This window comes from Oceanicoccus sp. KOV_DT_Chl, assembly GCF_900120175.1.
Classification (GTDB): Bacteria; Pseudomonadota; Gammaproteobacteria; order Pseudomonadales; family Dasaniaceae; genus Oceanicoccus.
The window spans coordinates 1,081,366-1,107,805 of sequence record NZ_FQLF01000002.1; the positions used below are offsets into that span (position 1 = coordinate 1,081,366).

General features: G+C 45.3%; 23 protein-coding genes. 15 read left to right on the forward strand and 8 right to left on the reverse strand.

Annotated features, from left to right (window positions below):
• Positions 1-35: 35 nt before the first annotated feature.
• The gene (locus UNITIG_RS08780; RefSeq protein WP_101758039.1) at positions 36-1,184 is read left to right on the forward strand and encodes an aromatic ring-hydroxylating dioxygenase subunit alpha; all 1,149 of its coding nucleotides are present in this window, start codon (positions 36-38) and stop codon (positions 1,182-1,184) included.
• A gap of 165 nt (positions 1,185-1,349) precedes the next feature.
• On the opposite strand, the gene UNITIG_RS08785 is transcribed toward UNITIG_RS08780, so the two are convergent.
• The gene (locus UNITIG_RS08785) at positions 1,350-3,665 is read right to left on the reverse strand and encodes a TonB-dependent receptor (protein ID WP_145999132.1); all 2,316 of its coding nucleotides are present in this window, start codon (positions 3,663-3,665) and stop codon (positions 1,350-1,352) included.
• A gap of 412 nt (positions 3,666-4,077) precedes the next feature.
• Between UNITIG_RS08785 and UNITIG_RS08790 the strand changes: the two genes are divergently transcribed.
• Positions 4,078-4,758, forward strand: a complete 681-nt coding sequence (locus UNITIG_RS08790; RefSeq protein WP_101758041.1) for a TetR/AcrR family transcriptional regulator — start codon at positions 4,078-4,080, stop codon at positions 4,756-4,758.
• Positions 4,759-4,817: 59 nt separating this feature from the next.
• Here UNITIG_RS08790 and UNITIG_RS08795 read toward each other — a convergent pair whose 3' ends face one another.
• The gene (locus tag UNITIG_RS08795; RefSeq protein ID WP_101758042.1) at positions 4,818-5,318 is read right to left on the reverse strand and encodes a nuclear transport factor 2 family protein; all 501 of its coding nucleotides are present in this window, start codon (positions 5,316-5,318) and stop codon (positions 4,818-4,820) included.
• Positions 5,319-5,412: 94 nt separating this feature from the next.
• Positions 5,413-6,183 carry an SDR family oxidoreductase gene (locus UNITIG_RS08800; RefSeq protein WP_101758043.1) on the reverse strand — a complete coding sequence of 257 codons (771 nt, stop codon included), beginning with the start codon at positions 6,181-6,183 and terminating at the stop codon, positions 5,413-5,415.
• 491 nt (positions 6,184-6,674) lie between these two features.
• On the opposite strand from UNITIG_RS08800, the gene UNITIG_RS08810 reads away from it, so the two are divergent.
• The 9 genes from UNITIG_RS08810 (at position 6,675) to UNITIG_RS08850 (ending at position 17,740) form a co-directional block, all read left to right on the forward strand.
• The gene (locus UNITIG_RS08810; RefSeq protein WP_101758045.1) at positions 6,675-9,350 is read left to right on the forward strand and encodes a LuxR C-terminal-related transcriptional regulator; all 2,676 of its coding nucleotides are present in this window, start codon (positions 6,675-6,677) and stop codon (positions 9,348-9,350) included.
• A 459-nt stretch (positions 9,351-9,809) separates the two neighbouring features.
• Complete coding sequence (locus UNITIG_RS08815; protein WP_101758046.1) at positions 9,810-11,219, forward strand: carotenoid oxygenase family protein; 1,410 nt, start codon at positions 9,810-9,812, stop codon at positions 11,217-11,219.
• A gap of 55 nt (positions 11,220-11,274) precedes the next feature.
• The gene (locus tag UNITIG_RS08820) at positions 11,275-12,669 is read left to right on the forward strand and encodes an SRPBCC family protein (protein ID WP_101758047.1); all 1,395 of its coding nucleotides are present in this window, start codon (positions 11,275-11,277) and stop codon (positions 12,667-12,669) included.
• A 36-nt stretch (positions 12,670-12,705) separates the two neighbouring features.
• Complete coding sequence (locus tag UNITIG_RS08825) at positions 12,706-13,956, forward strand: cytochrome P450 (RefSeq protein ID WP_200821238.1); 1,251 nt, start codon at positions 12,706-12,708, stop codon at positions 13,954-13,956.
• Positions 13,957-14,095: 139 nt separating this feature from the next.
• Positions 14,096-14,917 carry a glucose 1-dehydrogenase gene (locus UNITIG_RS08830; RefSeq protein ID WP_145999133.1) on the forward strand — a complete coding sequence of 274 codons (822 nt, stop codon included), beginning with the start codon at positions 14,096-14,098 and terminating at the stop codon, positions 14,915-14,917.
• 18 nt (positions 14,918-14,935) lie between these two features.
• Complete coding sequence (locus UNITIG_RS08835; protein ID WP_101758049.1) at positions 14,936-15,349, forward strand: hypothetical protein; 414 nt, start codon at positions 14,936-14,938, stop codon at positions 15,347-15,349.
• A gap of 2 nt (positions 15,350-15,351) precedes the next feature.
• Positions 15,352-15,729: a hypothetical protein gene (locus UNITIG_RS08840; RefSeq protein ID WP_101758050.1), complete on the forward strand. Its 378-nt coding sequence runs from the start codon at positions 15,352-15,354 to the stop codon at positions 15,727-15,729.
• A gap of 84 nt (positions 15,730-15,813) precedes the next feature.
• Positions 15,814-17,070 carry a cytochrome P450 gene (locus UNITIG_RS08845; protein WP_101758051.1) on the forward strand — a complete coding sequence of 419 codons (1,257 nt, stop codon included), beginning with the start codon at positions 15,814-15,816 and terminating at the stop codon, positions 17,068-17,070.
• A 328-nt stretch (positions 17,071-17,398) separates the two neighbouring features.
• On the forward strand, positions 17,399-17,740 hold the full coding sequence (locus UNITIG_RS08850) for a hypothetical protein (RefSeq protein WP_101758052.1): 342 nt from the start codon (positions 17,399-17,401) through the stop codon (positions 17,738-17,740).
• Between the two features lie 118 nt (positions 17,741-17,858).
• Here UNITIG_RS08850 and UNITIG_RS08855 read toward each other — a convergent pair whose 3' ends face one another.
• Complete coding sequence (locus UNITIG_RS08855; RefSeq protein ID WP_101758053.1) at positions 17,859-18,482, reverse strand: TetR/AcrR family transcriptional regulator; 624 nt, start codon at positions 18,480-18,482, stop codon at positions 17,859-17,861.
• 110 nt (positions 18,483-18,592) lie between these two features.
• Here UNITIG_RS08855 and UNITIG_RS08860 point away from each other — a divergent pair, with 110 nt between their 5' ends.
• Both UNITIG_RS08860 and UNITIG_RS08865 read left to right on the forward strand, forming a co-directional pair.
• Positions 18,593-19,987, forward strand: coding sequence for an alkaline phosphatase family protein (locus UNITIG_RS08860; protein WP_101758054.1), 1,395 nt, complete (start codon positions 18,593-18,595; stop codon positions 19,985-19,987).
• Between the two features lie 384 nt (positions 19,988-20,371).
• Positions 20,372-20,626, forward strand: coding sequence for a MetJ regulator of methionine regulon (locus UNITIG_RS08865; protein ID WP_101758055.1), 255 nt, complete (start codon positions 20,372-20,374; stop codon positions 20,624-20,626).
• Between the two features lie 65 nt (positions 20,627-20,691).
• Here the strand turns inward: UNITIG_RS08865 and UNITIG_RS08870 are convergent, their stop codons facing one another.
• Complete coding sequence (locus tag UNITIG_RS08870; protein ID WP_101758056.1) at positions 20,692-21,213, reverse strand: nuclear transport factor 2 family protein; 522 nt, start codon at positions 21,211-21,213, stop codon at positions 20,692-20,694.
• A gap of 20 nt (positions 21,214-21,233) precedes the next feature.
• Positions 21,234-21,764 carry a nuclear transport factor 2 family protein gene (locus UNITIG_RS08875; protein ID WP_101758057.1) on the reverse strand — a complete coding sequence of 177 codons (531 nt, stop codon included), beginning with the start codon at positions 21,762-21,764 and terminating at the stop codon, positions 21,234-21,236.
• A gap of 438 nt (positions 21,765-22,202) precedes the next feature.
• Here UNITIG_RS08875 and UNITIG_RS08880 point away from each other — a divergent pair, with 438 nt between their 5' ends.
• Both UNITIG_RS08880 and UNITIG_RS08885 read left to right on the forward strand, forming a co-directional pair.
• Positions 22,203-23,588, forward strand: a complete 1,386-nt coding sequence (locus tag UNITIG_RS08880; RefSeq protein WP_101758058.1) for a Rieske 2Fe-2S domain-containing protein — start codon at positions 22,203-22,205, stop codon at positions 23,586-23,588.
• 15 nt (positions 23,589-23,603) lie between these two features.
• Positions 23,604-23,924, forward strand: coding sequence for a non-heme iron oxygenase ferredoxin subunit (locus tag UNITIG_RS08885; RefSeq protein WP_101758059.1), 321 nt, complete (start codon positions 23,604-23,606; stop codon positions 23,922-23,924).
• Positions 23,925-24,047: 123 nt separating this feature from the next.
• On the opposite strand, the gene UNITIG_RS08890 is transcribed toward UNITIG_RS08885, so the two are convergent.
• Positions 24,048-24,635, reverse strand: coding sequence for a hypothetical protein (locus tag UNITIG_RS08890; protein ID WP_101758060.1), 588 nt, complete (start codon positions 24,633-24,635; stop codon positions 24,048-24,050).
• 374 nt (positions 24,636-25,009) lie between these two features.
• Positions 25,010-26,437: a VOC family protein gene (locus UNITIG_RS08895; protein ID WP_159931127.1), complete on the reverse strand. Its 1,428-nt coding sequence runs from the start codon at positions 26,435-26,437 to the stop codon at positions 25,010-25,012.
• Positions 26,438-26,440: the final 3 nt, after the last annotated feature.

Sequence of the window (26,440 nt, forward strand, 5' to 3'; positions counted from 1 at the left end):
CTCTAAATAGCATCCGTATTCCGCAGGAGACCATCATGCAACGCCCCGGATTGATTCAAGAAATTAAAACGCTAATGGAGTTAGTGGCCAATAAGACCACTGTAATGACTGATAGCGTCATGGAAATTGACGTCAACGAGTACTCCAACCCTGATCAATTTGAGCGCGAAAAATTAGAATTATTTCGCAACTATGCGCAATTTGTCGGCCCCAGCTGCATACTTCCAAACCCAGGCGATTATTTCACTTTCGATGATACTGGCGTGCCTATTTTGATAGTGCGTACAGCTGAAGGCGGCCTAAATGCTTTCGTCAATATTTGCTCTCACCGTGGTGCCCCATTGACTGAGGAAGCTTGCGGTCAGGCGAAAAAAGGTAAAATGTTCTCCTGCCCTTATCACGGATGGAGCTATAATCTTGAAGGTGATTTGATCGGCATTCCTTTTGGCAACGAAGGCTTTCCCGGTCTTGATCGCAGCACTCTTGGCCTAAAAAAATTACAGATTGAAGAAAAGTACGGCATGATATTCGTGATGCCCAACCCTGAAAAAACCTTTGATATCGATGAAGTCCTAGGCGGCATTCAGGATCGCTTATCCGGCTTTGGCTTTGAAGATCATTACTATCTGGGGGCAAAGCAAGTTCACACCAACTTCAGCTGGAAGCTCAACATGGACACCTTCCATGAGTACTACCATTTTGAGTTTTTACACCCTAACAGCATTGCCACCATGGCCTACAGCAACATAGCCAATTACCTTCAGTATGGTCGCAACCATTCGATGGGATCACCTTCGTTACAAATTAATGATCTTAAAAATGTGTCCGAAGAAGAATGGCAACCCCGTGAATATAGCTCCTACGTAAACTACATCTTCCCTAACACGGTTATTTTTGTCGTTAACGATCACTTTCAAACCTGGCGGGTATATCCCATTAGCCCGGATCGCTCAGTGGTCTATCACAGTATGTTTATCCCAAACAAACCTAAAGATGCAGCCGAACAAAAAACGTTTGAAGACTATTTTCAGATGATTAACGATGTTGCGGTGGCAGAAGATTACGGTTTAGTCGATAAAGTGCATCGTGGCTTACAAGCAGGCATTGATCGAAAAGTTATTATTGGCCGCAATGAGCCGGGCGTACAAAACATGCATCGTCAATTGCATGACATCCTCGGCTAAGCATCCGACACTAGAAATAAAATACCTTGAAAAAAGCGTGGCTCATATCGCGCCTTTAACACTTTGTAGCCATGATAGTGTATTAAAAAAAACTCCCACCGAAGCGGGAGTTATATTATGGTATCAAGCCCCATTAAAACCGGAGCTTGATGCTTTCACAGAACATTAAAATTTAGCAGTAAACTCAATACCGTAATTACGTGGCGGGTTGTACTGACCAAAGGTCGAAATACCAATGGGAATTGCGCGAACAAAACGTTCATCAGTCAAGTTACGACCATAGACACTGACCTTGTATTTCTCATCAATGGTCAAATCCAAACTGGCATTATGGAAACCAGCTGAATCAGCAAGCCCACGCTCATCATTAGTCAAGACAGAGTGGACCTCATCGCGCCAGCGGTAGTTATAATGTGCACCAAATTCACCAACACTGATGAGCGTTACATAATCCACACCAATGGCAATAGTGGTATCCGGTGCATTGCGCAACTCACGATCCGATACATCAACAGTGACACCGGGGCTACCTAATACTCCAACTTCAAAATCAGTAAACTCTGCATCCAATAACCCAATATTTAAAAACGCGCTAAAATCAGCAGTAACTTGTCCTGTCAGCTCTATTTCAAGACCCTGGATTTTAGCATCAGCAGCATTGTAAACGATCGTGGTTACATTACCGCCACCCGTATCAATCACTTCCTCTTCCTGCTTATCCGTGTAGTCACTGTAAAATGCTGTGGCATTAAATCGTACCCGGTTGTTTAACCACTCGCTCTTCATACCAATTTCATAGGTATCGACATACTCTGGGTCAAAGGAAGTAATATCATCTGTATTCTGGGTACGAGCAAAGAAACCACCACTTTTAAAGCCGCTGGAAAAAGAACCAAACACCATCACGTCTTCATTAATCGTGTACTGCAAAGCCACGCGTGGTGAAAACTCTGACCAATCATCTTTAAACTTCTGCAAAGGTCCGGAGGGAGAAATTTCTACTGGAGCACCTAAATTTAATACAAAATTAGGAGTTCGACCTTCTAAACGTCTCTCTTCTTCTGTTTGACGAGCACCAATATTTAACAATAGCTTATCAGTCAACTGCCAATCCAAAGAGGCAAAAACCGCATAAGAGGTATTTTGACCGACACTTCCCAGCTGCGATGAAACCGCACCAGGTGGAAGACCTCCATCCGGGCCAAATAAAGTAGCGGTAACAACCGGGTCACTACCTGGAACTGGAAGCGGAATGTAATACCACATATCAAACGATTCCTGAAACTGGTCATATTCCGAATCAAAATAATAGACACCCGCAGTCAGTTTCATTTTATCGTTGATATCACCATTAATACGAAACTCTTGAGTCGTTTGCTCATAGTCCTGAGTACCGTTGACGTATAAAAACTCGACTTGACTGGCATCATATTCCAAACGAAATTCTTCATCTCGTGTTGTATAACCGGTAATAGAGGTTAGGCTCCAGCTGTTACCTAGATCCCAATTCATCGTCAAGTTATACATCTCTGTAGTCGTTTCACTACTATTAGGTGCGTTTTGTGAACTATGATCTTCATCACTATTTGCATCGAATTCACTACAACCACTACCAATAGGTGGATTGCTTGGATCTGGCGTAACAGCACCTACAGAAATCAAACAATTCAAATCAGCGAAATCATTTAAATTGGCAAACGCACCTGCGTCCGAATCATCATCAATTTTCTCAGCCGTAAAAGAAATATCAAACTTATCAGTAATATCAAAAGCAATAGTGGCACCGAACTGCTGATAGTCCAGAATACCTACATCCGTATCAGCGATATTATTTTCAATATAACCATCATGTTCTTCTTTATTAACGAAAAACTTTAACCCGCCTTTGCTTGTCAGTGGCGTATTAACAACCGCTTGTACTTGTTGTTTATCCCAACTACCGAAGCCTACTCTAACTTTGGCGCCTAGCTCTTTGGTTGGCGCGGTACGAATCACGTTTAACGCACCTGCTGTGGTGTTCTTACCAAACAACGTTCCCTGCGGGCCACGCAATACTTCTACGCGCTCCAGATCAAAGTTATTCAACAAGCCACCCGCTATAGTTCCCTGATAAACGCCATCAAGGATGACACCAACAGGTGCATCCATACTTTTATCTGGATCCTGGAAGCTGATACCACGAATCGAAATCGATGCGCCATTGTTGGTCGCAATGCGATTAATCTGTACGTTGGGCACATAGTCCTGCAAGTCTTGTAAGCTTTGCAATGACGAACGGTTCAGCGCCTCAGTAATGGACGTTACCGTTACAGGAATGTCTTGCATTGATTCTTGACGTTTACGAGCAGTAACCAAAACTTCTTCAAGTGCGACTTTCTTTTCAGCGACTTGTGCGACCACAGGTAAAGCCGTGAGTGGTAATGCTGTAGCACAAGCCAGGGTTAGAACCTTAAGTTTGTATTGCTGTATAGGTGTTCTCATAATTATTTCTCGCGTCTCATTTTTTAAATTATTAGACACAGCAATGTAAATTTCCCCGTTACATCGCTGCCGCCAACCCCCGTTAGCAATCAGCGTAGGAAAAGTGTAACCTATTCCTCACAAACAAAACAGTCTAGGTTGTTTTTTTATAAGCAAAGAAGGTATTAGAATGAATAACTACCTTAAGCCTTATAGTTATGTGCTCGTTTCTGTCATCTAAAGAGCAGACACCCTGATGCTATAAGTAAAATAAAATACGTTTAAGCGTCCATACCATGATTGCTTCAACCAACAGAGCCGAAAATAATTAGTTATATAAAAGGTTAAATTCTCCACTTATTGTTATTAAGAACAGATTTTATGTCATATTAGTCATTTTTTTAGGCCACAGTCTTTAAGGAATTCGAGCTCAATGTCGCAGCTAATATTAAAAGAACCCAATGAAGCAGCGCCTAATTGGCAAGCACAAAAAAGTGCCATGACTCGAGACAGTATTCTTGATGCAACGATCAGTGGCTTTATTAAACTGGGATACAACAAACTAACAACCACAAAAGTCGCCGATATGGCTGGCATATCAAGGGGGGCTATGCGTTATCATTTCGCCTCCAAAAAAGAACTCATCCAGTCCGCTATCATCCACTTGCACAAAAAGATGCTAAACGGCTATGTAAAGAATATTTCGCTGATTCCTGATTCCCTTGCAGGTAGAGCGCTCATTCGCGCACGTGTGGATGCCTATTGGAACTACCTTAATAGTGATCTTTATCTCGTCTATCAAGAGCTTTGCTCATCAGCTCGAACGGAGCCTGAACTTAAAGAACCGCTAGATGATGTGATTAAAGATTTTGATGAGAGTGGCCGACAATCTGCGCTAAGCCTATTTCCTGAGTGGGATGAGACAAATAGCAGCCAGCTGTTTTTTATTATTGATACAACCCGATTTACACTAGAAGGGTTGGCCCGCTTGCAATGGCAAATATCAATAGATAGAGATGTGTTAGTTGAACGCCAATTAGAATATTTAGCTTTTTGTATCGAACAAATTGTCAATGATGACGGCAATACTGAGCTCTCTAAATTCTTTAGCTAGCGACAAAATCAGCAACTATCGCGTGCAAAACCCCATTACAAAACGCTTTATAATTAGACCTACTGACTCATAGCTTTAGCAACAGCCTGATCGAATAATTCAATATTACCGCTAGACCAATGAACGTCTAGTGCTGATTTTGATATTTTCCAAAGACCATCTACTTTTTTATAGTTATTTTTATACTCACCCACAACAGTAGCAATATTTTCCGGGCCGATAATATGCACCTCAGGATCCGGAAAAATAATATGATCTGCAATTAGGTAGGCGGTGCAACTGAGACTTTCACCATCGACAGTAAGCCGATGATTGGTAATGGTGTGACGGGTAATATCAAACCCATTAATCGCCATCTGTAACTGCATCAACCAATCATCGGCTCTTCTTGGCACCTCGGGCGCGCCCGTAGGCGCGCTGATAAAACCATAATCAATATAAATCTCGTCCGCAAAACAACTCCTAACCAAATCCCAGTTCTTTGTGTCCAAGCCCTGAGCGTAAGCGTTATAATTAGCTCTAAAATCAGATTCAAGTTGTAAAAAATTATTATCGGACATTGCCCTATTCGCTCTCTTATTTTTTATGGATATTAATATTAGGCCTGCAAACTAAATCGTTTTTCAACTTGCTTACCTCCTATCGATTATTTTATTAATGCTTGGGAACCACGCCCTCAGTTATAGTCACTGTGTTATCAACCACCATTTCTGCACCGTTAACTGAAGCCGATTCATCCGACGCCAAAAACAGCACCATATTAGCGATATCAATGGGCTGCCCCACCCAAATACCATCCATCTCGGCGGCTGTTTTTGGGTCATGCGCACGCACTATATCCATCATTCCATGCAACATTGGAGTAGACATATTTCCAGGATGCACTGAATTACAACGAAACCCGTATCCCTCCTGAGAACTTAAACATGCAATGGATTTTGTCATGCCGCGAATAGCACTCTTGGAAGCCGCGTACGCAAAAATTTGCGGCCCGCCCTGAATACTTGCTGTAGAACACATATTAATAATTGAGCCGCTGTGTTGCTCTTTCATGACACGCACCGCATGCTTACAGCCGAAGAAAGTACCATCAGTCCCCACCGCATTAATTTTGCGCCAGAGCTCTTCACTGGTATTTTCAATACTCGCCAACTGCACGATACCCGCGCAATTGAGTAAAATATCCAGGCAACCAAAATCTGCGACCACCTTGTTAACTAATCCTTCCCACGCCTGCTCGCTAGTAACATCGTGTTGAATAAAAACCGCACCCTTAATATTGGCCGCAGCCGCTATGCCCTGCTCAACATTAATATCCGTCATGACTACTTTCGCGCCTTCCTCCGCCAACCGCTGAGCGGAGGCCAAACCTAAACCCGAGGCAGCACCAGTAATAATCGCAACTTTATTCTCAACCCGTCCCATATGACTTTCTCACAATCTGTTTGTATAAATGGCCAGCAGGCAGAATAGCGACACCCACCGCTTTATCACCTTAATTATTCTATTTTTTTACTTATTTAGTGTTCACCACTTTGCTGCGCAATTATCCTTCTGGCTTGCTTACAACACTGGCAAAAGTACTAATCTGTACTCTGGTAACTACTGGCCAGCACCAAAACAACACCCTAAATTATTGATAATATTAACTTTTATCTATGTCTATGGCAGCAATCCCAGCTGCCCTCTGCCAACTAATTACTGATAAAACCCAGAACGCTCGCTTGCATTAATCTTTCACCGTGATACTTTACCAAAAAACAATCAATCTGTACTGTTTGTTGAATAAAAATTTATGTATTCAGCACAAGGGTTACCATGGCAAAGGCAAAAATATCCGTAAAAAGTCCCTCTCAAGCGACTGAGATGCCATCTGGTGCCAGCTCTGAGATGCTACTTAATGCGTTTGCCCCCCCGTGCTGCCTGTACAAATTATTGCGCGCCGGTTACTGAGCAATCCATTTTCACTCACCGTTTTACCCCAGCTAATTACGCTGGAAGCCGCTGCAGGATTTGGCAAAACCTGCACTACACAATGGTGGCTACAAAACTCAGACCTTGAATACCGCTGGCTCACACTCGCTAATAGCACCAAATGGCAGCAGCATAATGCCCGGATTTTTTGGCAATACTTATTAGCCGCTTGCCAACAATTACTGCCTGACTTTATTTCACCAAACGCTGCAGCAGCCACCGACGAAGCCTTTATTGTTGGGTTTTTGAACGCCTTAACCACTAGTTGCAGTAACAATCCAGAGCAATCTTTTGTACTGGTAATTGATAATCTTCACCATCTTGATGACGATCTCTTGCTCAAATGGCTAGATTTTTTTAGTAGCCACCTCCCCATTAATTTAACCCTGGTTTTATTGAGCCGCCGCAACATCACGTTAAAGCACCGCACCAGTCGCCTGGCCGCTGGCAAATTAATTAGTATTAATTCTCAACAATTAAGTTTTAGTGATGATGAGTCAGTAGAATTTTTACAGCATGCAATGGACGATGCCTCTATATGCACGATCACTAAAACCAGCTCGGAATTAATTGGCTGGCCACTAGGTTTAAAACTTGCCAGTCTGGACGCTGCGCAGCATTCAAATCAGGGACTGTCTAAACACCAAACACGGCTAATTCATAACTTTTTGATTGAAGATGTGTTCAGTGTTTTACCTCAACCATTAGCCGACTTGGTTACTAACACTATTGGTTTAGCTCAGCTCAACCCGGAAGTCATTACTGAACTGGTCACTGGTATTAATGGTAATGACTGTGTTGAGCTACTTAAAACCAATGGCCTTTTTCTAACATCCAGCGTGGATAATGCGTTTTATTCTTATCAGCCATTATTTAGAACCGCAGTACTCCAGCACCTGCAAGACAACGATGCAGAAACATATGTTCAGATTAGATCCAAGACAGCTACAGCACTTGAAAGCCATGGGTTTATTTTCGCAGCTATAGAGCAGCTAGTCGCTATTGAGCAATGGACCCAGGCTAGCGCACTCATTATCAACGCTAGCATCGACCGTATCCGCTCTGGTGATCATCAATCTATTTACGAGTGGCTATCTCTACTCCCTAAGCACTGGCTTAGCCAAAACCCCAGACTGCTTTATCTCAATGTATTGACGGCAACCAGAACCCGTCATTTATCGCTGGACTCTCAATACTCGCAGCTCGATATTGCTGAACAAATTTTGTTAAACACTATTGAAACTGACAACAATCAAACCATTTCCCGAATACAGAATATTGCGTTTGATAACGCCAAAAACACTACCGAATTGTTGGAAGAAATTTATAATTTACGCGCCGAACTGGCACGCAACCAGGGCCACTCTGAACAATACGAAAATATCTCCTGGGATACGGTAAGACGCGCTTCAAAATCAAATTTACTGCTGGGCAGCGCCACTGACCTTGGCCGTGGCATGGAGCTGTACTTACGCGGAAAAACACAAGCAGCGGAAAGCGCTTTTGAAGATGCTATTCGCCACGCGCAACAGGAAAACTATCAACTAGTGCTGGTCATTGCCGCTAATTATCTAGCCATCGTCCTGCATATGATGGGACGCCCTCTGGATGGTATTCGTCGATTGGATAGCGTTCTGGAGTGGATAAAAACTCAGGACTTGCAACCCTTCCCTGGTACTTATTTAAACAAAGGTTGCAGTGCTCCTATTCATTGTGAACTCAACCAGTTAGAGCAAGCAGAAAAAGAATTAGCACCTTATTTAAATTTCGCTGCTAACACTGATCTGGAAGCAACACAACGCTACACCACACAAATTATCGGCTTTCACTTATTGCGCAGCAAAGGTGAGTACGATCAAGCAGAAATGGCTCTGTCTAATGCACAAGCTATCGTGCTGGATGAATTAGATAACTGGAACTGGTATATCACTCCGCTGGCCGCCTACCGCGCACACTTGGCTTTATTACGTGGCGACATAATAACCGCAGGTCAATGGGCAGAATCCAGAGAACAACAGTTAATAAATGCGACTGAATTCAGAAGCGAAGAAGAACGTTTAATACTTGCCAGCGTATGGATTAAACAGTCACGTTATAAAGACGCACTGACATTATTAAACAAGTTGCGAAATTCTGCCGACATTGGCAACCGTATATTGCACAGTATAAAAAGTTTGATTCTGGAAGCACTTTGTCACTCCGCAATGAACAATAAAAGTTCAGCACAAACCGCTATACATAAAGCACTACAGATGGCGGAGCCCTGTCAATTCCAGCGTGTATTTCTTGATGAAGGTGACGATATAGCTCCCTTGCTGCAACTGGCGATTGAAAAAAACACTGCACCAAATTTCTGTCGTACGCTATTAAAGAGCTACACACAACATAATAAGCAAACGGTATTTACTGGCCAAGGCGTTTTAATCGAACCACTCAGCAGCCGGGAAGTTGAAATCTTGCAGCGGGTTAGCGATGGTCTCAGAAATAAAGATATTGCCGAAAATCTCTCGATCTCAATATCCACAGTGAAGGCCCATATCTACAACATATTTTCCAAACTGCAAGTTAAAAGCCGTACCGAAGCGGTTGCGCAAGGCCGTAAACTCGGTATCACCTAATTCTAATAATCCAGAGCGACACAGTGAGGAAAAGTATTTTCCTTCAGCGTTTAACTAAAGCGTTCAACTCAGCACTTCGTATCAATGAATTCCTGCCTGCGCGCATTACTGCCTGAGATAAATTAGCAGTTTTAGAGTTTCAGCCTCACTACTAGCACGAAACGTGTCGAAATAAAGTAGAGACTCAATTTTTTATTCGTCATTCCCGACTTGATCAGGGATGAGTTCGGCTTATTTATGGTGCTTTAGATTTAACCCGGACAGCAGTGCGCCTGTGGGAATGACAAATGGTTTTAGCACATCACCCAGCCCTTTCTGCCTTCTCCATAAAATATTGATCTAGATCATTCTTACTCCAATTAAAAACAGTCAGTCCTGACTTTTTTAATTTCATCCTGATAGTATCTTTTTAACAGCACAATACTGTGATTAACGCATACGATATTTCAGGAGTATTTTATGGACCTTAGCCGTTTTCCTTACTTGCAAGGTAATTACGCACCGGTTGCAACCGAAAATGATTTTGACCACCACGAGCTCACCATTGAAGGAAAAATACCGCATGATCTGGTCGGAGCATTTATGCGCAACGGGGCCAATACCGCCTATGAACCCAACCACTATGTGTACCCGCTAGATGGCGATGGCATGATTCACGCTGTTTATATAAAAGACGGCAAAGCGCACTACCGTAACCGCTGGGTGCAAACCAGCCATCTAAAAACCGAGCGCCAATTCAATCGCACTCTATATGGCAGCTGTGGCAAATTAATGCCTGTTCCTCAGGAAGTCATTGACGCCGGCGGTGAACCCAACCCACTGCGTAATACCTCCAACACCAATGTCATTCAGCACGGCGGCAAGGTGCTTTCCATGTGGGAAGGTGGCTTCCCGCACTTAATGAGCCCAGGCCTTGATACTGTTGAATTACACGATTATGAAGGCGCCCTGAAGCCCGGTGATGCATTTTTTGCCCATCCTAAAATCTGCCCCGATAGCGGCGATATGGTGACTTGTATTCAACGCTGGGAAGCGCCCTTCTTTACAGTAAAAATTGTTGATAAGAACGGACAAATAATCAATTCCATACCGGTCGATCTGCCAGCAAAAGCGATTATCCACGACCTGCAAATCACTGAAAATTACGTCATTATTTTTAACTCACCCGGCTTTCACGATCTAGAAAAAGCCAAAGCAGGTGCAGACCCTTTCCGTTGGGAACCCGAAAAAGGCACCCAGGTGATTGCCATACCACGTAAAGGTGGCGAGCCTATCTGGTTTCAAACGGATGCTTTTTTTAGCTGGCACTTCTGCAACGGCTACGAGAAAGACGGAAAAATTATTGTCGACTATGTGTGGATGAAACAAATCCCTTTCACTCAGGCAATGGATTCCGGTCTGGAAAAACAAACTCGCAATATGCATCGCATGACCCTGGACCTGACAACCAAAGCCGTCGTCGATACCAAAATTGGCGACATTTATTGCGAATTTTCCCGCTGTGCGGATAACCGCTGCGGCAAAGAATACCGCTATGGTTTTGCCACTGCGTCCAACCGTCAATGGGCTGATGCCCACGGTTATAACTGCACCCTGCGTTACGATATGAATACCGGCGAACACCAACTATGGGAATACGGCCCAGAAGCAAACGCAGGGGAACCGGTACATGTACCTAACCCAAACAGCGATAAAGAAGAAGACGGTTACATCATGTGCTACGTCTACAACCCGGGTGAAGATCCGTTTTTATCAATTTTGAGCGCGGGCAATATTGCCGCCGGACCGATTGCCAAAATTCATATTCCAGTACGCGTGCCCAATGGTTTTCACGCTAACTGGATGCAGGATTTGCAACTTGGCGAATAAGTTATACGACATCCACCGCAAGCCTCTGCGGATAACATAATTGTAGGAGAACACCATGGATGCAAATACCAAAACATTAACAGCAGAACACATTGCCGCTCGCTCACCTGGGCCGTCCTATCAAGACTTACTCGATAAAGAAGTTAATCCAGTACCAGATAGTCTGCGCGAAAACACCAATCCCTATTTAGGCTCGGACAATTTATCGGTGGATCGCTATCTGTCGCGGGAATTTCATGAGCTGGAAGTAGAGCATATCTGGAAGCGCACTTGGCAAGCAGTGTGCCGTGTAACCGAAGTCGGCGAGCCCGGTGATACCTTTGTCTATGATATCGCCACTATGTCTATTGTAGTGACTCGCACTGAACAGGGCACATTAAAAGCATTTAAAAACGCCTGCCTGCACCGAGGTCGTCAGCTGGTAGATAAAACCGGCAACTACAAAGATTTACGCTGCCCCTATCACGCCTTCACCTGGAGTCTGGACGGTGAGTTCAAAGGCGCTCCCTGTAAATGGGACTTCCCCCATCTGGATGAAGACCAGTTCGGCTTACCTGAAGTGTTAGTAGATACTTGGGGCGGCTGGGTGTTTATCAATATGGATAGAAACTCCCAGTCTCTGCACGACTACTTAGGCGTGCTGCCAGCACATTTTGAACGGTGGAAACCGGAAAACGCTTACAAAATGATTCACGTTGAAAAAGTTATCCCCTGTAATTGGAAAGTCGGCTGGGAAGCGTTTATTGAGTCCTATCATGCCGTTGCCACTCATCCGCAAATTTTGCCTTACACAGATGATGCCGATTCCCAGTACGATGTCTGGGGGCCCCATATTAGCCGCACTATCACTGCGTTAGGTGTTCCCAGTTTCCACTTGAAGAATTTAGTGGACCAGGATGTGGTCGATACTATGCTGGGAGTTTCGCCTATGGTCGCTCGACCCACCGAAGCAGAAGTGCCAGCGGGAATGACTGCACGGGAATTTATCGGCCAGTTAAACGCTGACGAGTTCAGTAAAAATCACGACACCCGGCTGGACACCTTCGCCACTAATTCCGAGCGTATGGATTCTATTTTATATTCTATATTTCCCAACTTTGCGCCCTGGGCGGGCTTTCATCCCAATATCACTTATCGCTTTCGGCCTAACGGTGATGATCATACCAGTGCGCTGATGGAAATTATTGTGATTTGCCAACTGGCCAGCGATGCCGAGCGCCCCAAAGATGTTCCCGTGCGGCGACTGGGCGACAATGAATTATTCTCTCAAGCACCGGAACTCGGAGAAAGCTTAGGGACTATTTTCGATCAGGATCTATTCAATATGCCAATGATTCAAAAAGGCATGAACAATGTGGAATCTCGCGAGTTAATTCTGGCTAATTACCACGAAGTCAGAATTCGTCACTTTCATCAAACCATCGACAAATATATTAACGGCGAGCTGTAATCGAGCTCTCGCTAACACCCGATACAGGAAACTATTATGAGTAAATGCCCGGTAGATTTTAATTTCTTTGACGAAGAAGTCTTAAACTGTCCCTACGACTTTTACCAAACGCTGCAGGAGCAAGCCCCCGTCTATCAATTGCCTGACACCAATATTTTTATGGTGACACGCCATGCTGATATTAGACAACTGTTAAAAGATACGGCGACCTATTCCAATAACTTTAATGACTTGCTTAAAGGCCCGGAACCAGCCCCGGAAGTCACTGCCATCTATGCCAAAGCCTGGCAGCCGGTAGACACACTGGTGACCGCAGACCCACCAAAACATAAAACCTATCGCACCCTGGTCAACAAAGTATTTAACGCTAAACGTGTTAATGCGATGGAAGCCTATATGAAAGAAATTGTGCATGAACTTATCGATAGTTTTATCGACAAAGGAGAATGTGATTTTGTCCGTGAATTCACCACACCATTGCCCGTGTATGTGATCGCTGACCAACTCGGTGTACCGCGCAAAGACCTGGAGGAATTTAAAGAGTGGTCAGACTCCTTTGCCCGTCGATTGAGCCAACTGGCAACACCGGCAGAACAAATTGAAGACGCTGAAAATATTGTAGCGTTTCAGTTTTACTTTGCCGACATGATTGCAGAACGTCGGAAAAACCCCAAAGACGATATGATCACCGATCTGGTTAACACCGTCATTGAAGATGCCGAAACGGGGGAAACTCGTCAGCTAAATATGGAAGAACTACAAAATCTGTTACAGCAGTTGATGGTGGCAGGTAATGAAACAACCACCTCGGCCATTACCAGCGGCATGGTTAGCCTGATCCAAAACCCTGAACAACTGCAAGCACTACAAGATGATCCCGGTAAAATAGAAAATGCCGTCGAAGAAATACTTCGCATGGAATCACCCAGCGCAGGTATGTGGCGCGTAGTAAAAAAAGACAGCGAATTTCAGGGCGTGAAAATCCCCAAGGACTCCTTGCTGATGTTGCGCTATCACGCGGCCAACCGCGACCGTGAACTATTTGACGATCCCAATACTATTGATATCGAGCGCAGCAATGCCGGTGACCATATTGCCTTCGGCAAGGGTATCCACTTTTGCCCCGGTGCGATGTTGGCAAGAAAGGAAATGCTCGTCGCGCTGACAGCATTGCTCGAAAGAATGACCCATTTTCAGATTGTTGAAGAAAAGTCAGATTTGAACTTCTGGCCTAATATTGTGCTTCGAGGAAGAAAGGGCCTCTATCTCACGTTTGAAAAGCGCTAGCAGCCCAGTCCTTACCGGCGACGCTGGTAAGGACTGCTCTACCACACTATCTTCATAGACTAATCAAAAGTATGAGTCATCTCGCGGCAACAACCGCTATGATTAAGCATCGATAATAAAAGCATCGGGGCAACATAGTATGAGCAGATTCACAGGACACACCGTTATTGTCACCGGCGGCGCCAGCGGCATCGGCGAAGCTACCGTAAGAGCCATTGTGCGCGAAGGCGGTAAAGTACTGATCGCCGACCTGCAGGAAAAAGAAGGCGAGGCATTGGCGCAACAGCTAGGCGATGCCGCTATTTTTCAAAAAACAGATGTGACTAACGAAGCCGATATTATCGCCGCCGTTGCCCGCGCCGAACAAGCTCTGGGACCACTGACAGGCATGGTTAACAATGCCGGCATTATTGGCGCTGTTGGCTCAATTACCGAAACCACCGTCGAAGCCTTTGATCGCACCATGGCGATTTTGTCACGGGCAGTGTTCCTCGGCGTGAAACATGCCACCAAAGCGATGAAGCCCCACGGCAAAGGTGCCATCGTTTCACTGGCAAGCAGCGCGGGCGTGATGGGCGGCTTAGGCCCACACACCTATACTATGGCGAAACACGGTGTGGTCGGTTTAACCAAATCTGCCGCCAGCGAATTAAGTGGTTACGGCATTCGCATCAACGCTGTCGCCCCCGGCGGTACCGTGACACCACTGACGGCCGCACTCACCGGTGGCGACACCGAAGCAATAACCGAATTTATAAAATCCAGCACACCACTGGGTATTCCATGCTTGCCTGAAGATATTGCTGGCGGTATTTTATACCTGCTAAGTGATGAAGCCCGTTTTGTTACCGGTCACACCTTAGCGATCGATGGCGGCATTACTACCAGCGTTCTAAACACAAGCTTTCATCACGATGACTCCGAGATCCTGTTACACGCTGGCCAAAGAACAGAGCAATAATCTAGCAGAGCCAAGCTGATGCCACTACTTTCACTAGCCGCCGGGGTTCTGCCCGATCACTCTGCAGTAACGCTAATTGAAAATGCAGCGGCGGCAGGGTTTGACGCGGCCGGAGTTTGGTACGATGCCGACACTTGGACCGACACCACCACAGAGCAAGTGTGTCAGGCATTGCAGCAACACCAACTATTTGCTCTGGATATTGAGCCGGTATGGTTCCACCCGGGTGAAGATAGCAACAGCCATCAGCACTTGGTTGAAGTCGCCAAGGCGATCAAGGCACGCAATATTCTTTGTGTTAGCACTGAACCGGAATTGATTGATACCCAGCGTCGCTTTGAACAACTCTGCCAAAAAGTTGCAGGCACCGACATCAACGTCACTCTGGAGTTTTTAGCGTTATCCAGTATTAAAACCCTCGACCAAGCCTGACTGTGGTCAACACTGTCAACCATCCCAATGGCGGCATACTGGTCGATGCATTGCATTTACACCGCAACGGTCATACACCCAGCGAACTTCTGACTATCAAGCCGCAACTACTGCCCTATTGGCAACTGTGTGACGCCAGCGCAGCTCAACCCAAAGCCGATGACATAGACGCTCTGTTAGAAGACGCCTTGCAGCAACGACTGCTGCCCGGTGAAGGCGAACTTCCCCTGCAGCAGCTCTATCATGTCATGCAAGATAAACCCATCAGCGTGGAGATTCGCTCTCGAGCCCTCGCCGCACACTACCCCACACCGCTAGCCCGCGCCAAAGCAGTGTATGACAGCACCCGCCTGTTTTTAGATCGAAGCCAGCAAGCATAAAAAGGATGGTAAAAATTACAGTCAGAGTTGACTGTTTTTTAATTGCCCCGCATAATTAGCCAAAAATTAGAATGGAGACACACCGTGACAGCACCAACCGTCAATGACACTCGCGCTCTGGCCGATATGCCACTGTTTGATAACGAAACCCTGAAATGCCCCTATCATTTTGATAAAACCTTGCGCGAAACCGCTCCTGTTTTTAAGGACCCCACTTCCGGTGTGTATGTCGTCTCTACCTATGATTTAGTCCGCGAAGCGCATAAAAAACCGGAAGTCTTTTCCAATGATTTTGCCCTGGCCAAAGGCGCCGGCGAAAGTATTGATGAAGACGTAGCAGCGGTCATGAGCCAAACCTATGATTTAGGTAAAGGCACACTGTTAACCGTCGATGATCCTGTACACAAAACCTATCGCGATGAATTAAAAGATTTTTTCCTACTCAATAACGTCGCCAAATACCGCCCGTGGATCACCGAGCTGGCAGATGACTTATTTAGCCAATTGAAACTGGGGGAACCGGTTAATTTCGTTGAGCATTTTACCCGCCCACTGCCTTTGTCGGTGATTATGCACGTGCTGGGTATGCCGCTGGAAATGCGCGATTTGGCCTTTAAATGGACTGTCGATAATGTCACGGTATTATCGCAAGTCGGCGACAAACAAACACTGCTAGCCGCCCACGCAGGTTTAAAAGATGAATATGATTGGTTTGTGAATGCGCTCAATGAGCGCCGCGAAAACCCGCGTGATGATTTATTGAATCTGGTAGCACACGCTACTTACGAAGGCCGCCCACTCACTATTGAAGAACAGTTATCACACTGCACCCAATTTATGGTAGCCGGTAACGAAACCACCACAGCAACTCTGGCTGAAGGGATGCGTCAACTTTGTCTTAACCCTGAACAGCAAAAAATGATTCGTGAAGATCGATCGTTGATTCCAAACCTGGTGGATGAATCGTTACGTGTAGCCTCCCCTACCTCCAATATGTGGCGCGTAGCTAAAGCCGACTACGATCTTGGCGGCACTACTATCCCTGCCGGCAGCATGGTGCTATTAAAATACTTTTCATCCAACCACGATGAAAGCATGTTTGAAAACCCGCTGGAATTTGATGTCACCCGTGCCAATGCCAAGCGCCACATTTCTTTCGGTTTTGGTTCGCATGTATGCATAGGCCAGCATTTGTCCAAATTGGAAATGACCATCGCCTGGGAAAAGCTGTTTGACAGCAGCAGCAACTTTACTTTGGCCTGCGACCCCAGCGAACTGGAATATATGCCCAATATTTTATTGCGCGGGCTGGAAGAGATACCGGTTATTATTGAAGCGTAAAGTTCAATGAACTGACTATAAGCGTAGCAAACTTTGCTTATAGTCAGTGTTTAACAGTATTTTTTAGTTAAGACCGCTTTCCTGTACTTCGTAAGATCACCTGTGACTGTCAATCAGCAATTAAGTTAAATCCTCCCCCAACCCAGACACACATCAACAACGTCACTTTTTCTATCTAACACGAACCAGTAAACTAAAGTCTTAAACCACCTGAAATTTTTTATTAAAGGTTTGAATTAACTAACTTCTGATTTATGATCATTTAAAAGCACATGGACAATAATAGAAAGAGATTAGGCTTAGCGAAAAATCAAAGGGTAAACTTAAGATGACTCAATTCAGAATTCTCCTAGCGATAGTTTTTATAGGCATCACGCTGTATACCATTGTCACCATCTCAGAACATGGCTGGTCGCTGCTTCCTGTGTTTTTCGGAGATATGGCCAAGATGGAATGGCCTGGTCAATTCAATTTCGACTTTATGTGTTTTCTTATTCTTTCTGGCTTGTGGGTATCCTGGCGTCACAACTTCTCGGCGGCGGGGATATTGTTAGGCTTAGTCGCGGTATTCGGTGGTGCACTATTTCTTAGCGCTTATCTTTTTATATATAGCTATAAGGTTAACGGGGATATAAATGCTCTACTGCTTGGCTCCCAACGCGCAGTCTAACACGAATATTCTTAGCAATATTCTTAGGACAGGCACTGCTAATATTCGGAGTGCCTGTCCCGCAATTAGTGCGCAATTAACACAGACTACAGGTCCCTGCATTACGTTCCTACAGACTCTATCCTTGATCTTTCAGTCCTGATAAGAATAAACGCATTGCCCCACTGAAACGTGCTCTCAGTTGTTTTTCGGTAGCATCATCGTCCATTAGCCAGCGGCCCACAATATCATTGCGCAATGCATCGTATATGTGACAGATTTCCGTAGCCTCGATGTCATTTCTAATACTTCCCTGCTGCTGAGCTTCGCGTACTCGCGTTAAGCGGTTTTGGAAGTGGCTCTCCATGTAAGGTGCTACCGTCAGGTCGGTAGTTTCAGAGGAAGGAGTGAAATTGTTGAACAACTGGGAGTGCAGAACAACCATTTTCAGAAATTTACGATGCCTGACAATTACATCTAAGCGCTTATTTAATTCTGGCGGGGCGACGGCTTCAGGGGTGCCTTCACCGCCGATCATGATTTCGAACAAGGTACTGTGGCGGCTGAACCAGTCTATTGCCAGTGCTTCAAGCAATTTTTCCTTGCTTGCAAAGTAGTTAAAAAATGTCATTCGGCTGATATTTACCTGGGCTGCAATTTCGTCAACAGTGGTAGCCGGAAATCCTTGCAGATCAAATAGGGTGGCAGCGACTGCCATTAAGCGTTGGCGGGTTTGTTGTTTTTTCTGTTGTCTTAATCCCACAGGGTTCTCTGTCTGGAGGTGTTCATTTGTGTGCTAATGGTAACATAAGGGTATTTTATTATACTAAATACAATATTATACTCAGTATAATTATATTAGGAGAAAGAATCATGCTGAAGTCCTTTTTGAACATATTGTGTCTGTTATTAGCGGTGCCAGCTGTGGCCTTGGCAGAAAAACCGGATCAGCAACACGTCATTGTAATCTCAATCGATGGTTTGCGCCCCGAAGTCTATATGAGCCCTGATGCCAGAGGGTTGAAGGTGCCGAACTTAAGGGCATTAGCCGCGTCAGGTACGCGAGCAGAGCGGATGATCAGTGTTTTTCCATCGGTGACCTATCCGGCCCACACCAGCCTGGTAACCGGGATGAATCCGGCCCGCCACGGGATCGTCAACAATTTCAAGGGGCAGACTGTAGAGTGGTATTTGCAGGCTGCGGATATCAAGGGCCAGACCCTCTGGCAATCTGCCCAGCAGAATGGTTTGCGGACTGGGATTGTGACCTGGCCAGTGACTTATGGGGCAAATGTCGATTATCTGGTGCCAGAAAATCTATCCTTCGGGCTGAGTAATCCCGTGGAGTCAATAAGGCAGGGTAGTACTCCGGGGCTGTACGAAGCGCTGTCTGATAAGGGGGCAGCAACATCTATCGTTTCCTTCGATCATCCCGACGGAGGTGAAGAGCTGGACGAGCTGACAACACATCTGGCAGTCAATTTGATCAAAAAGAAAAAGCCGCAGCTGTTGTTAGTTCATTTTCTGGATGCGGATCATCGCCAGCATTTCTCAGGCCCTGAGGATGCGGACTCAATGCATGCCTTTGAACTTGTCGATCAGTCTATCGGAAAACTTCGTGATGCGGTCAGACAGGCTGGTTTGGAACACAAGACCAACTTCATCATTGTTGGCGATCATGGCTTTTTGCCCGTACATACCGGTATCAATGTCTATGCACTCCTGGGACAGTTGGCCGGTGGTGATCGTGTAGCTATGGGGGCATTGGCCCCGATGGTGCTGGGCGGATCAGGTGCTTTTTATCCTGGTGATCAGGCGACAGCTGAGCAAGTCGCGGCAATGACCGCAAAGTTTAAACATTTCACTGAAACGAGACTTCGCCACCTGGTTTCGTTTGTTGCCAAGGATGAACTTGAGAGGATGGGGTCATACCCCGGAGCAGAATTTGCACTAGCGGCGGCACCAGGCTATATGCTAACTGGCGCAAAAACTTCGGAAGTTTTTCTCCCTTTGTCAGGCATAAAGGGGATGCATGGTTATCTCCCTGAGGTTCCTGAAATGGCAACGGGGTTTATTGCCTCAGGGCCGGCTTTCAGAACGAACTATACAATACCGCTCATTCGTATAATCGATGTTGCACCTACTATTGCAAAACTATGGGACGCCGAGTTAGCGGAGGCTGATGGTGTGGTAGTGACAGGCATCTATCGTCAAAGTGACGTCATATCTGATGATCCAATGGGCTTTAAAATGGGTAACGAGCACTGAGGGACGCTGTTGAAAAGACCCAGTCCCCGGGACATATAGCGATAAAATGGCGGCTCCCATCTTGAAACTTCTGCAATATAGCGCAATGCCAGCGCCATATTGCATCAGCCGACGGGCTGGCCGATCATCTTTGGAGCAATCATTCATAACATTCAGCGCGGTGTTGAGGTCGTCGGTTCGATCCAGCTTAATTCCACCATGTACCCTCTATTTAGTGCCCGTCGTTACTATTATTGCCGTTATCGGTTTTTATGTCGCCAGCACTTAGCATTTTTACCATTCAATAGACGCACACTAACGCTTAACAAAATCACTCACTGACTTTGACCAAAGATTGCTTTACGATTAATTACGCTGTAAATCATCACTCAACGCCGACAAACTATGGAAAATGTAAGAATAATTATATTAATTACCGCCAGTATTCTAATACTGTTTGGCTATCTACGATTTATCACGGATGAGCACGGCAACATTAATTTGAATAATTACCGGTTTACCGGCGGGCTTGGTTTGGTCATTGGCGGCTTGCTGGAAGGAACGCGTGATTTATGTTCGTTTGATATTTCTAAAAACGGCCTGTCTGCATTGGCAATGTATACCGGCGGACTACTGTTTTATATTGGCTTCACTTTTTGAACATCATCTTGATATAGCTGGTTACGTTCAATCAAGATAGCAAGCGTGCCGCTAAGCCACCACCATTATCGCTCAAATTTTTTCCTTCTAGCCTCACGATCATAAACCGCATCATCAAGCTTCCCCGCCAACAACGTTGCTGGCACCTGCTCAAAATACGGGTCACAGGTCTCGGTGGTTCTGCTCCAATCAACCCGCTCTGAACGATAAGCCATTTTCCACACACCCTGACGGCATTCATAGCGATCAAGATAGCGTCCAGCAACAATCATATCGTAAAAAACACCCTCAATATTTATTTTGTGATAGGCGTGAAAATACACTTCGCCGAAGGCCTCATCACCTTCCAGCTCGATAAGAATGTTACCCAGCAAATGCTGGTTGGCTTGATGTTTTTTTAATTCAGTCACAGCAAAATTGACAAACTCATCGGCGCTACCATTTAAAAACCCGTATTCGCAGTAAGCATCATCAAAAAAAACGGCGCGCAGTGTGTTGGCATCAGCGCGATCCAGGCCGCGCATATAGCGTGCGGATAATTCGGTGATTGTTTGTTTGGCATGTAACTCTTTAATGACCTGTTCCATTATCGACACTCTTGTTGGCTCTAACGATTCAGTAATGCGTACAGTGGGTCGGCCTTGGCGCCTCCTCCTTTGGCAAGATCGGCAAAGGCGGGGCTAGTGCGCTCATCGACAACTGCCTGCCGCCGACTCCAATCCATCACCACTTGCCGGTGCATGAGTTTCCAGACATTATCCCTGCAGCTAAAAACATCCAGATAGCGACCGGAAAAAACCAGTTCCTCATCACCAGCCGGCAGCAAGTGATAGGCCGTTACATAAGACTCGGCTCTCGCACTATCACTACCAGGCGCTAACGTGATCAAGCTATTACCCAGCGCATGCTGAGTCAGCTGATATTGCTCAGCCAGCACCGGGATTACCAACTCAGCAAACTGATGTGCACTGCCTTTAAAGCTGCCGTAATCGACTTCAGCCTCCGGCCAATAGCAAGCTTTTAAAATGTCTACATCCAGCCGATCAATACCGCGACTGTGAAGAAAAATAATATCTGTAATGGCTAATCGACTGGCAACATCGCTAGCACTGGCTATTTGACCGGGTTCTGCACTCATCACTCTATCCTTTATTGTTATTCAATGTGTGGTGGTTAGTAATACAGTCTAGCCCGCTCTGTTACATTGCCAATCAGCCAAAAGTCGGATGCGGGCATTATTCATTCAGGTAATACTCAAGCAATGACAATAATGGTGGTGCAACTTACAACTGCACGGAATACATCTGAAACACTATATATGTCGACGTCACCCCCAGTGGTCGGGGACCCAAAGCTATAGGGTGAGGAATAGCTAGTGTGGGCTAGAGTATATTTAAATCGCCATACTTAGCACTTCGTAGCTCTGGATTCCCGATCAGGTCGGGAATGATAAATAAAAATCGAGCCTCTACCTTAACTCGATATGTTTCGTACTTTATTAGCAAACTGGCACTCTAAAACTGATCATTTATTACGGACACTACTGCACCAACACTACAACCAAAATGGCTAAGCTATGAGCAATACTGACAACAAAACACTGAAAGCAGCTGGACTGGCCAGAGCCAGCGGACCCACTATTGCTGACACGCTACAAGCTGACGGCAATCCACCCCCAGCGCCATTACTAGAAAGCCATTATGAATTTTTAGGTGATAACGACATTCCCACCAGCCGCTATACCTCAGCCGAATTTGAGCAACAGGAAATGCAAAAATTGTGGCCCAAAGCCTGGCAATGGGCCTGTCGCGAAGAGCATATTCCCGATGCGGGCGATAGCTATGTGTACGATATTGGTAATTACTCAATCATTATTGTGCGGGTAGACGAGCACACTATTAACGCCTACCTGAATAGTTGCACCCATCGCGGTACGCGACTGCTGGCGGAAGAAGGCAGTAATTACAGCCCCGGCTTTAGTTGTCCGTTTCACGGCTGGTCATGGCAGGTAGATGGCACACTTAACCCCCTTCCAGGTCAATGGGATTTTCCGCACGTGGCCAATGGCAGCCATAATTTACAAGCGGTTAAATGCGAACAATGGGGCGGATTTGTTTTTTTTAATATCGACCCCGAAGCAAAACCCTTAGCTGATTATCTGGATGTACTGCCTGAACATTTCTCTCACTTTCCATTAGACCGACGACGTATAAAAGTACATGTGCAAAAAATTCTACCGGCTAATTGGAAAGCAGCGCAGGAAGCCTTTATGGAGGCTTACCATAATTTTGAAACCCATGACTCCCCCACCGGTGCCAACGCGCAGTACGATATTTTTGGTAAATATGTCAGCCGCTTTATTCATAACATCGGTAATTACAGCCCGCAATCACTCTCCGATTACCCTGGCGATAAATGGCGCGAACCGCCATTAACGGAACAACAATTATTGGAAATGCTAGCGATTGAAGACCGGGTATTAGCCGAGGGCGAAACCGCACGCAGCGTCGCAGCACAAACCATGCGCGACACTATGAGTAGCAGCTTGGGCGTCGATTTATCCACTTGCAGCGATAGCATCATGCTGGATTCTATCGAGTACCATTTATTTCCCAATATGTTTTTCTTCCCCGGCATCGCTATCCCGATGGTGTATCGATTCCGTCCTATGGGTAATGATGTTGATCACTGTATTTTCGACATGATGATTTTAGAGCCCCTGGCTGAAGGCGCATCCCACCCGGAACCCCCCGAGCCGATCAAACTCAGTGTTGAGCAATCTTATACCGAAGCCGAAGCACTGGGGTGGCTGGGGAGCATTTATGATGAAGATACCGGCAACCTGCAACTGCAACAACAAGGTTTTAAAACCACCAGAAAAGGCTTAACGCTGGGTAATTACCAGGAAGCAAGAATTCGACGGGTGCATTTAACGCTGGAAGAATTTTTAGGCAGCCATTAATAGAAGAACCATATTATGACTAACAACGAATACCAAACGGTTGCCAAGAGCACCGACATTCCATTAGGCAAAACGCTGTGCGTCAATGTTAACGGAAAAGAAATTTTACTCTGCCACAGCAATGAAGGCTTTTATGCCGTTGACAATTTATGCTCCCACGCCGAGGCAAAACTGAGTGAGGGAAAACTCAAAGGCTGCCGCATTTTATGCCCCTTACACGGCGCTGCATTTGATATCCGTGATGGTCAAGCGCTGAGTAAACCAGCATCGAAATCGATAAAAAGCTACCCGCTGCAAGTGCTGGAGGATCAGATACAAATCCAATTGGGCGAGTGAGTTTTACGATGAACATTCTTTCTACTTCGCTGTTTGCGCAATAAACCATTGACACAATAAAAAAGGCCCTTACCAAACAGTAAAGGCCTTTTTGAATCATTCCTTTCGAGGCATAAACCGCCCTTATTTTTTTCGCTTAACACCGACCAATAATGTTAAGGCCGAACCGAATAACCAAAGCGCAGCAGGTACTGGCACTGGCGAAGGGCCACTGCCACAGGCTTCACCCATACACAATGAACCGTAGACCTCATCATTTTCTGCACTGGAATCATCAACGAAATAGTAAGAGACGAAAATAGATTCTTCGCTAAGACTTAACGATGTAATGGTAAATTCGTTATTGCCACGATAAAGGTCGTAATCCAATTCACGCTGCTTAACTTCAATACTCCAGCCATCATCGTTATGATAACCGATACCTTGGTCAACTGAAATTTCAGAACCAGGAGAGTTAACTTCTATTTCCCAGTCCTCATTAAACGGCAGCTCCTCCTCGCCTTCGTTTATGCCAGTTACATCTATAGTCAAAATACTATCGCTAATTTTGGTGTCCCAATTAAAGATATAGCCTTCACTTAAAGTAACGTCATCACCACCTATGTTATAAGTAAAGTAATCTGCGGAAGCGGGAGCCGCGATAGCGCACAAGGTTAATGATATGGCTAACAGACGGGCGCGAATTGATCGGGTAGTTTCCAGAGTTTTCATCAGGCAATCCTTTAGGGCTATTGTTATTTTTAATTAAAGCGCTTTTTATAAGCGTCTTTTATCTCAAGGTGCTAACATTTTAGCGAGACTACCCCGGTTAATACAATAAATTTACCTAATTTTTTTTAATCTTAGCTGCAACTTTTTATAAAAAATAATGTTAGCGGCTGCGATTTTTTTGCTTGGCGTCTATTTATAAAATATTCTTCCTATGAAAAACATTAGCAAAACGCCGAGAAAACAAGCCTTAAGATAATTTTGCTTCCTTTGCAGCAAAACATGGCTTATAACATTATTGCAACACGTGTAACACAGCGTAAAAAAAGGCCTCAACTATAAACAGTGAGGCCCTGGCTATTTCACACTAAAATCTATCAGTTATTGTATTGCACTAACTCAATCACGGTACCGTCTGGATCTTCAAACGCGACGTAACGTAAAAAACTCAGTGGTCCGGAAGGCACAACCGCTTCTTCGGTATAAAAGTCTACACCATTGGCAGTAAGGACTTTGATATCCTGATCGAGATTAGTGGTCTCGATAGCAATACGGGCAATACCCAAATGGTTTACATCTTCATAAGCCTGATCCGTACTGGTCGACTCGGTCAGGGTGATATGACGACCATCCTGCAGCGCAATGGTAGCGATATTATTGTTTGTAGTTATCAACCTAAAACCGGCTTGCTGATAAAAAGTAATAGCACTGGCCAAATCACTGACATTGATATTGGTAGAAAACACACCGTGAATATAGGTTTCACCCGAACGGTTAATACCTTTATTTGCGAACACCTGAGTCAACAAAATAATGGTGCCATCAGGGTCGGCGAAACGAATCACTACTGGCTGACCATTGTTGGCTAGAAATACGCTATAAGGAATACTATGGGCTTGTAGCACACTGATATCCGCCTGCAGGTTATCGGTCTTTAAGCTGAGCGTTGCCAGGCCTAAACTGTAAATATCATTATGTGGCGCTTCAGCATCATAAGGGCTGTAAAACTGAATCAGATCAATAAGGAAACCATCGCCCAATGCCATTGGTGCTGCTTTTAGCGTATACGGCGGTAAATTTAAGCCCTGCGCTTCGGCCGGGTCAGATACATCGACGTCGGCTTCCAGCAATACACCAAAGCCCAGCAATTGATAAAAACTTTTTGATGCCTCAAAGTCGCTAACATTGATATTGTAGTGCAACAATTTACGCGTATTTACAGCAAACGGTGAACCGGTGCCGAAAATTTCCTGATCGTCGTACTCGCCATCACCATCGGTATCCGCTTTGGTTGCTGAGGTTCCATAATGCGTTTCTGCCGCATCACAGATACCATCGCCATCGCTGTCAGCCGCGCCAACCAAACACTGATACACAGTCGGCACTGAAGTAATCAGATAATCACTACCTTCATAACTGTGTTGCTGAAAGTCCGGCGTATAGTCCAGCCAAATATCCTGATAGCCCTGTTTGCTGAATTGCAGCTTATAAAAACTTTCCGCCGAGCCATTGGCTACACCTATAGACATAGCATCTTCAGCAGCCACCATCTCACCATAGGGATCAAAAAAATAAGCACCATCGGCATTAGAAGACACCTGATAACCTGTTAGGGTTGCAGCTGGGGTAACGGTCTCTACTTCGCTGCTATCACAGCCGGCACCACTACATTCACCATAAGCAATGACGTCAACATCTGTGAGCGCTTGGTTAGCGGTATCTTTAACATAGCCTGTAGTACAAGCCGTTAAGAAGCCAAGCAGAACTATAAAAAGGGATCTATTAATGTATTTTATTTTTATCATAGA

Excerpts from the sequence above, each read along its gene's own strand:
- UNITIG_RS08780 (WP_101758039.1), top strand. The coding sequence starts at position 36 with ATGCAACGCCCCGGATTGATTCAAGAAATTAAAACGCTAATGGAGTTA.
- UNITIG_RS08785 (WP_145999132.1), bottom strand. The coding sequence starts at position 3,665 with ATGAGAACACCTATACAGCAATACAAACTTAAGGTTCTAACCCTGGCT.
- UNITIG_RS08790 (WP_101758041.1), top strand. The coding sequence starts at position 4,078 with ATGTCGCAGCTAATATTAAAAGAACCCAATGAAGCAGCGCCTAATTGG.
- UNITIG_RS08795 (WP_101758042.1), bottom strand. The coding sequence starts at position 5,318 with ATGTCCGATAATAATTTTTTACAACTTGAATCTGATTTTAGAGCTAAT.
- UNITIG_RS08800 (WP_101758043.1), bottom strand. The coding sequence starts at position 6,183 with ATGGGACGGGTTGAGAATAAAGTTGCGATTATTACTGGTGCTGCCTCG.
- UNITIG_RS08815 (WP_101758046.1), top strand. The coding sequence starts at position 9,810 with ATGGACCTTAGCCGTTTTCCTTACTTGCAAGGTAATTACGCACCGGTT.
- UNITIG_RS08820 (WP_101758047.1), top strand. The coding sequence starts at position 11,275 with ATGGATGCAAATACCAAAACATTAACAGCAGAACACATTGCCGCTCGC.
- UNITIG_RS08825 (WP_200821238.1), top strand. The coding sequence starts at position 12,706 with ATGAGTAAATGCCCGGTAGATTTTAATTTCTTTGACGAAGAAGTCTTA.
- UNITIG_RS08830 (WP_145999133.1), top strand. The coding sequence starts at position 14,096 with ATGAGCAGATTCACAGGACACACCGTTATTGTCACCGGCGGCGCCAGC.
- UNITIG_RS08835 (WP_101758049.1), top strand. The coding sequence starts at position 14,936 with ATGCCACTACTTTCACTAGCCGCCGGGGTTCTGCCCGATCACTCTGCA.
- UNITIG_RS08850 (WP_101758052.1), top strand. The coding sequence starts at position 17,399 with ATGACTCAATTCAGAATTCTCCTAGCGATAGTTTTTATAGGCATCACG.
- UNITIG_RS08860 (WP_101758054.1), top strand. The coding sequence starts at position 18,593 with ATGCTGAAGTCCTTTTTGAACATATTGTGTCTGTTATTAGCGGTGCCA.
- UNITIG_RS08865 (WP_101758055.1), top strand. The coding sequence starts at position 20,372 with ATGGAAAATGTAAGAATAATTATATTAATTACCGCCAGTATTCTAATA.
- UNITIG_RS08870 (WP_101758056.1), bottom strand. The coding sequence starts at position 21,213 with ATGGAACAGGTCATTAAAGAGTTACATGCCAAACAAACAATCACCGAA.
- UNITIG_RS08875 (WP_101758057.1), bottom strand. The coding sequence starts at position 21,764 with ATGAGTGCAGAACCCGGTCAAATAGCCAGTGCTAGCGATGTTGCCAGT.
- UNITIG_RS08880 (WP_101758058.1), top strand. The coding sequence starts at position 22,203 with ATGAGCAATACTGACAACAAAACACTGAAAGCAGCTGGACTGGCCAGA.
- UNITIG_RS08885 (WP_101758059.1), top strand. The coding sequence starts at position 23,604 with ATGACTAACAACGAATACCAAACGGTTGCCAAGAGCACCGACATTCCA.
- UNITIG_RS08890 (WP_101758060.1), bottom strand. The coding sequence starts at position 24,635 with ATGAAAACTCTGGAAACTACCCGATCAATTCGCGCCCGTCTGTTAGCC.
- UNITIG_RS08895 (WP_159931127.1), bottom strand. The coding sequence starts at position 26,437 with ATGATAAAAATAAAATACATTAATAGATCCCTTTTTATAGTTCTGCTT.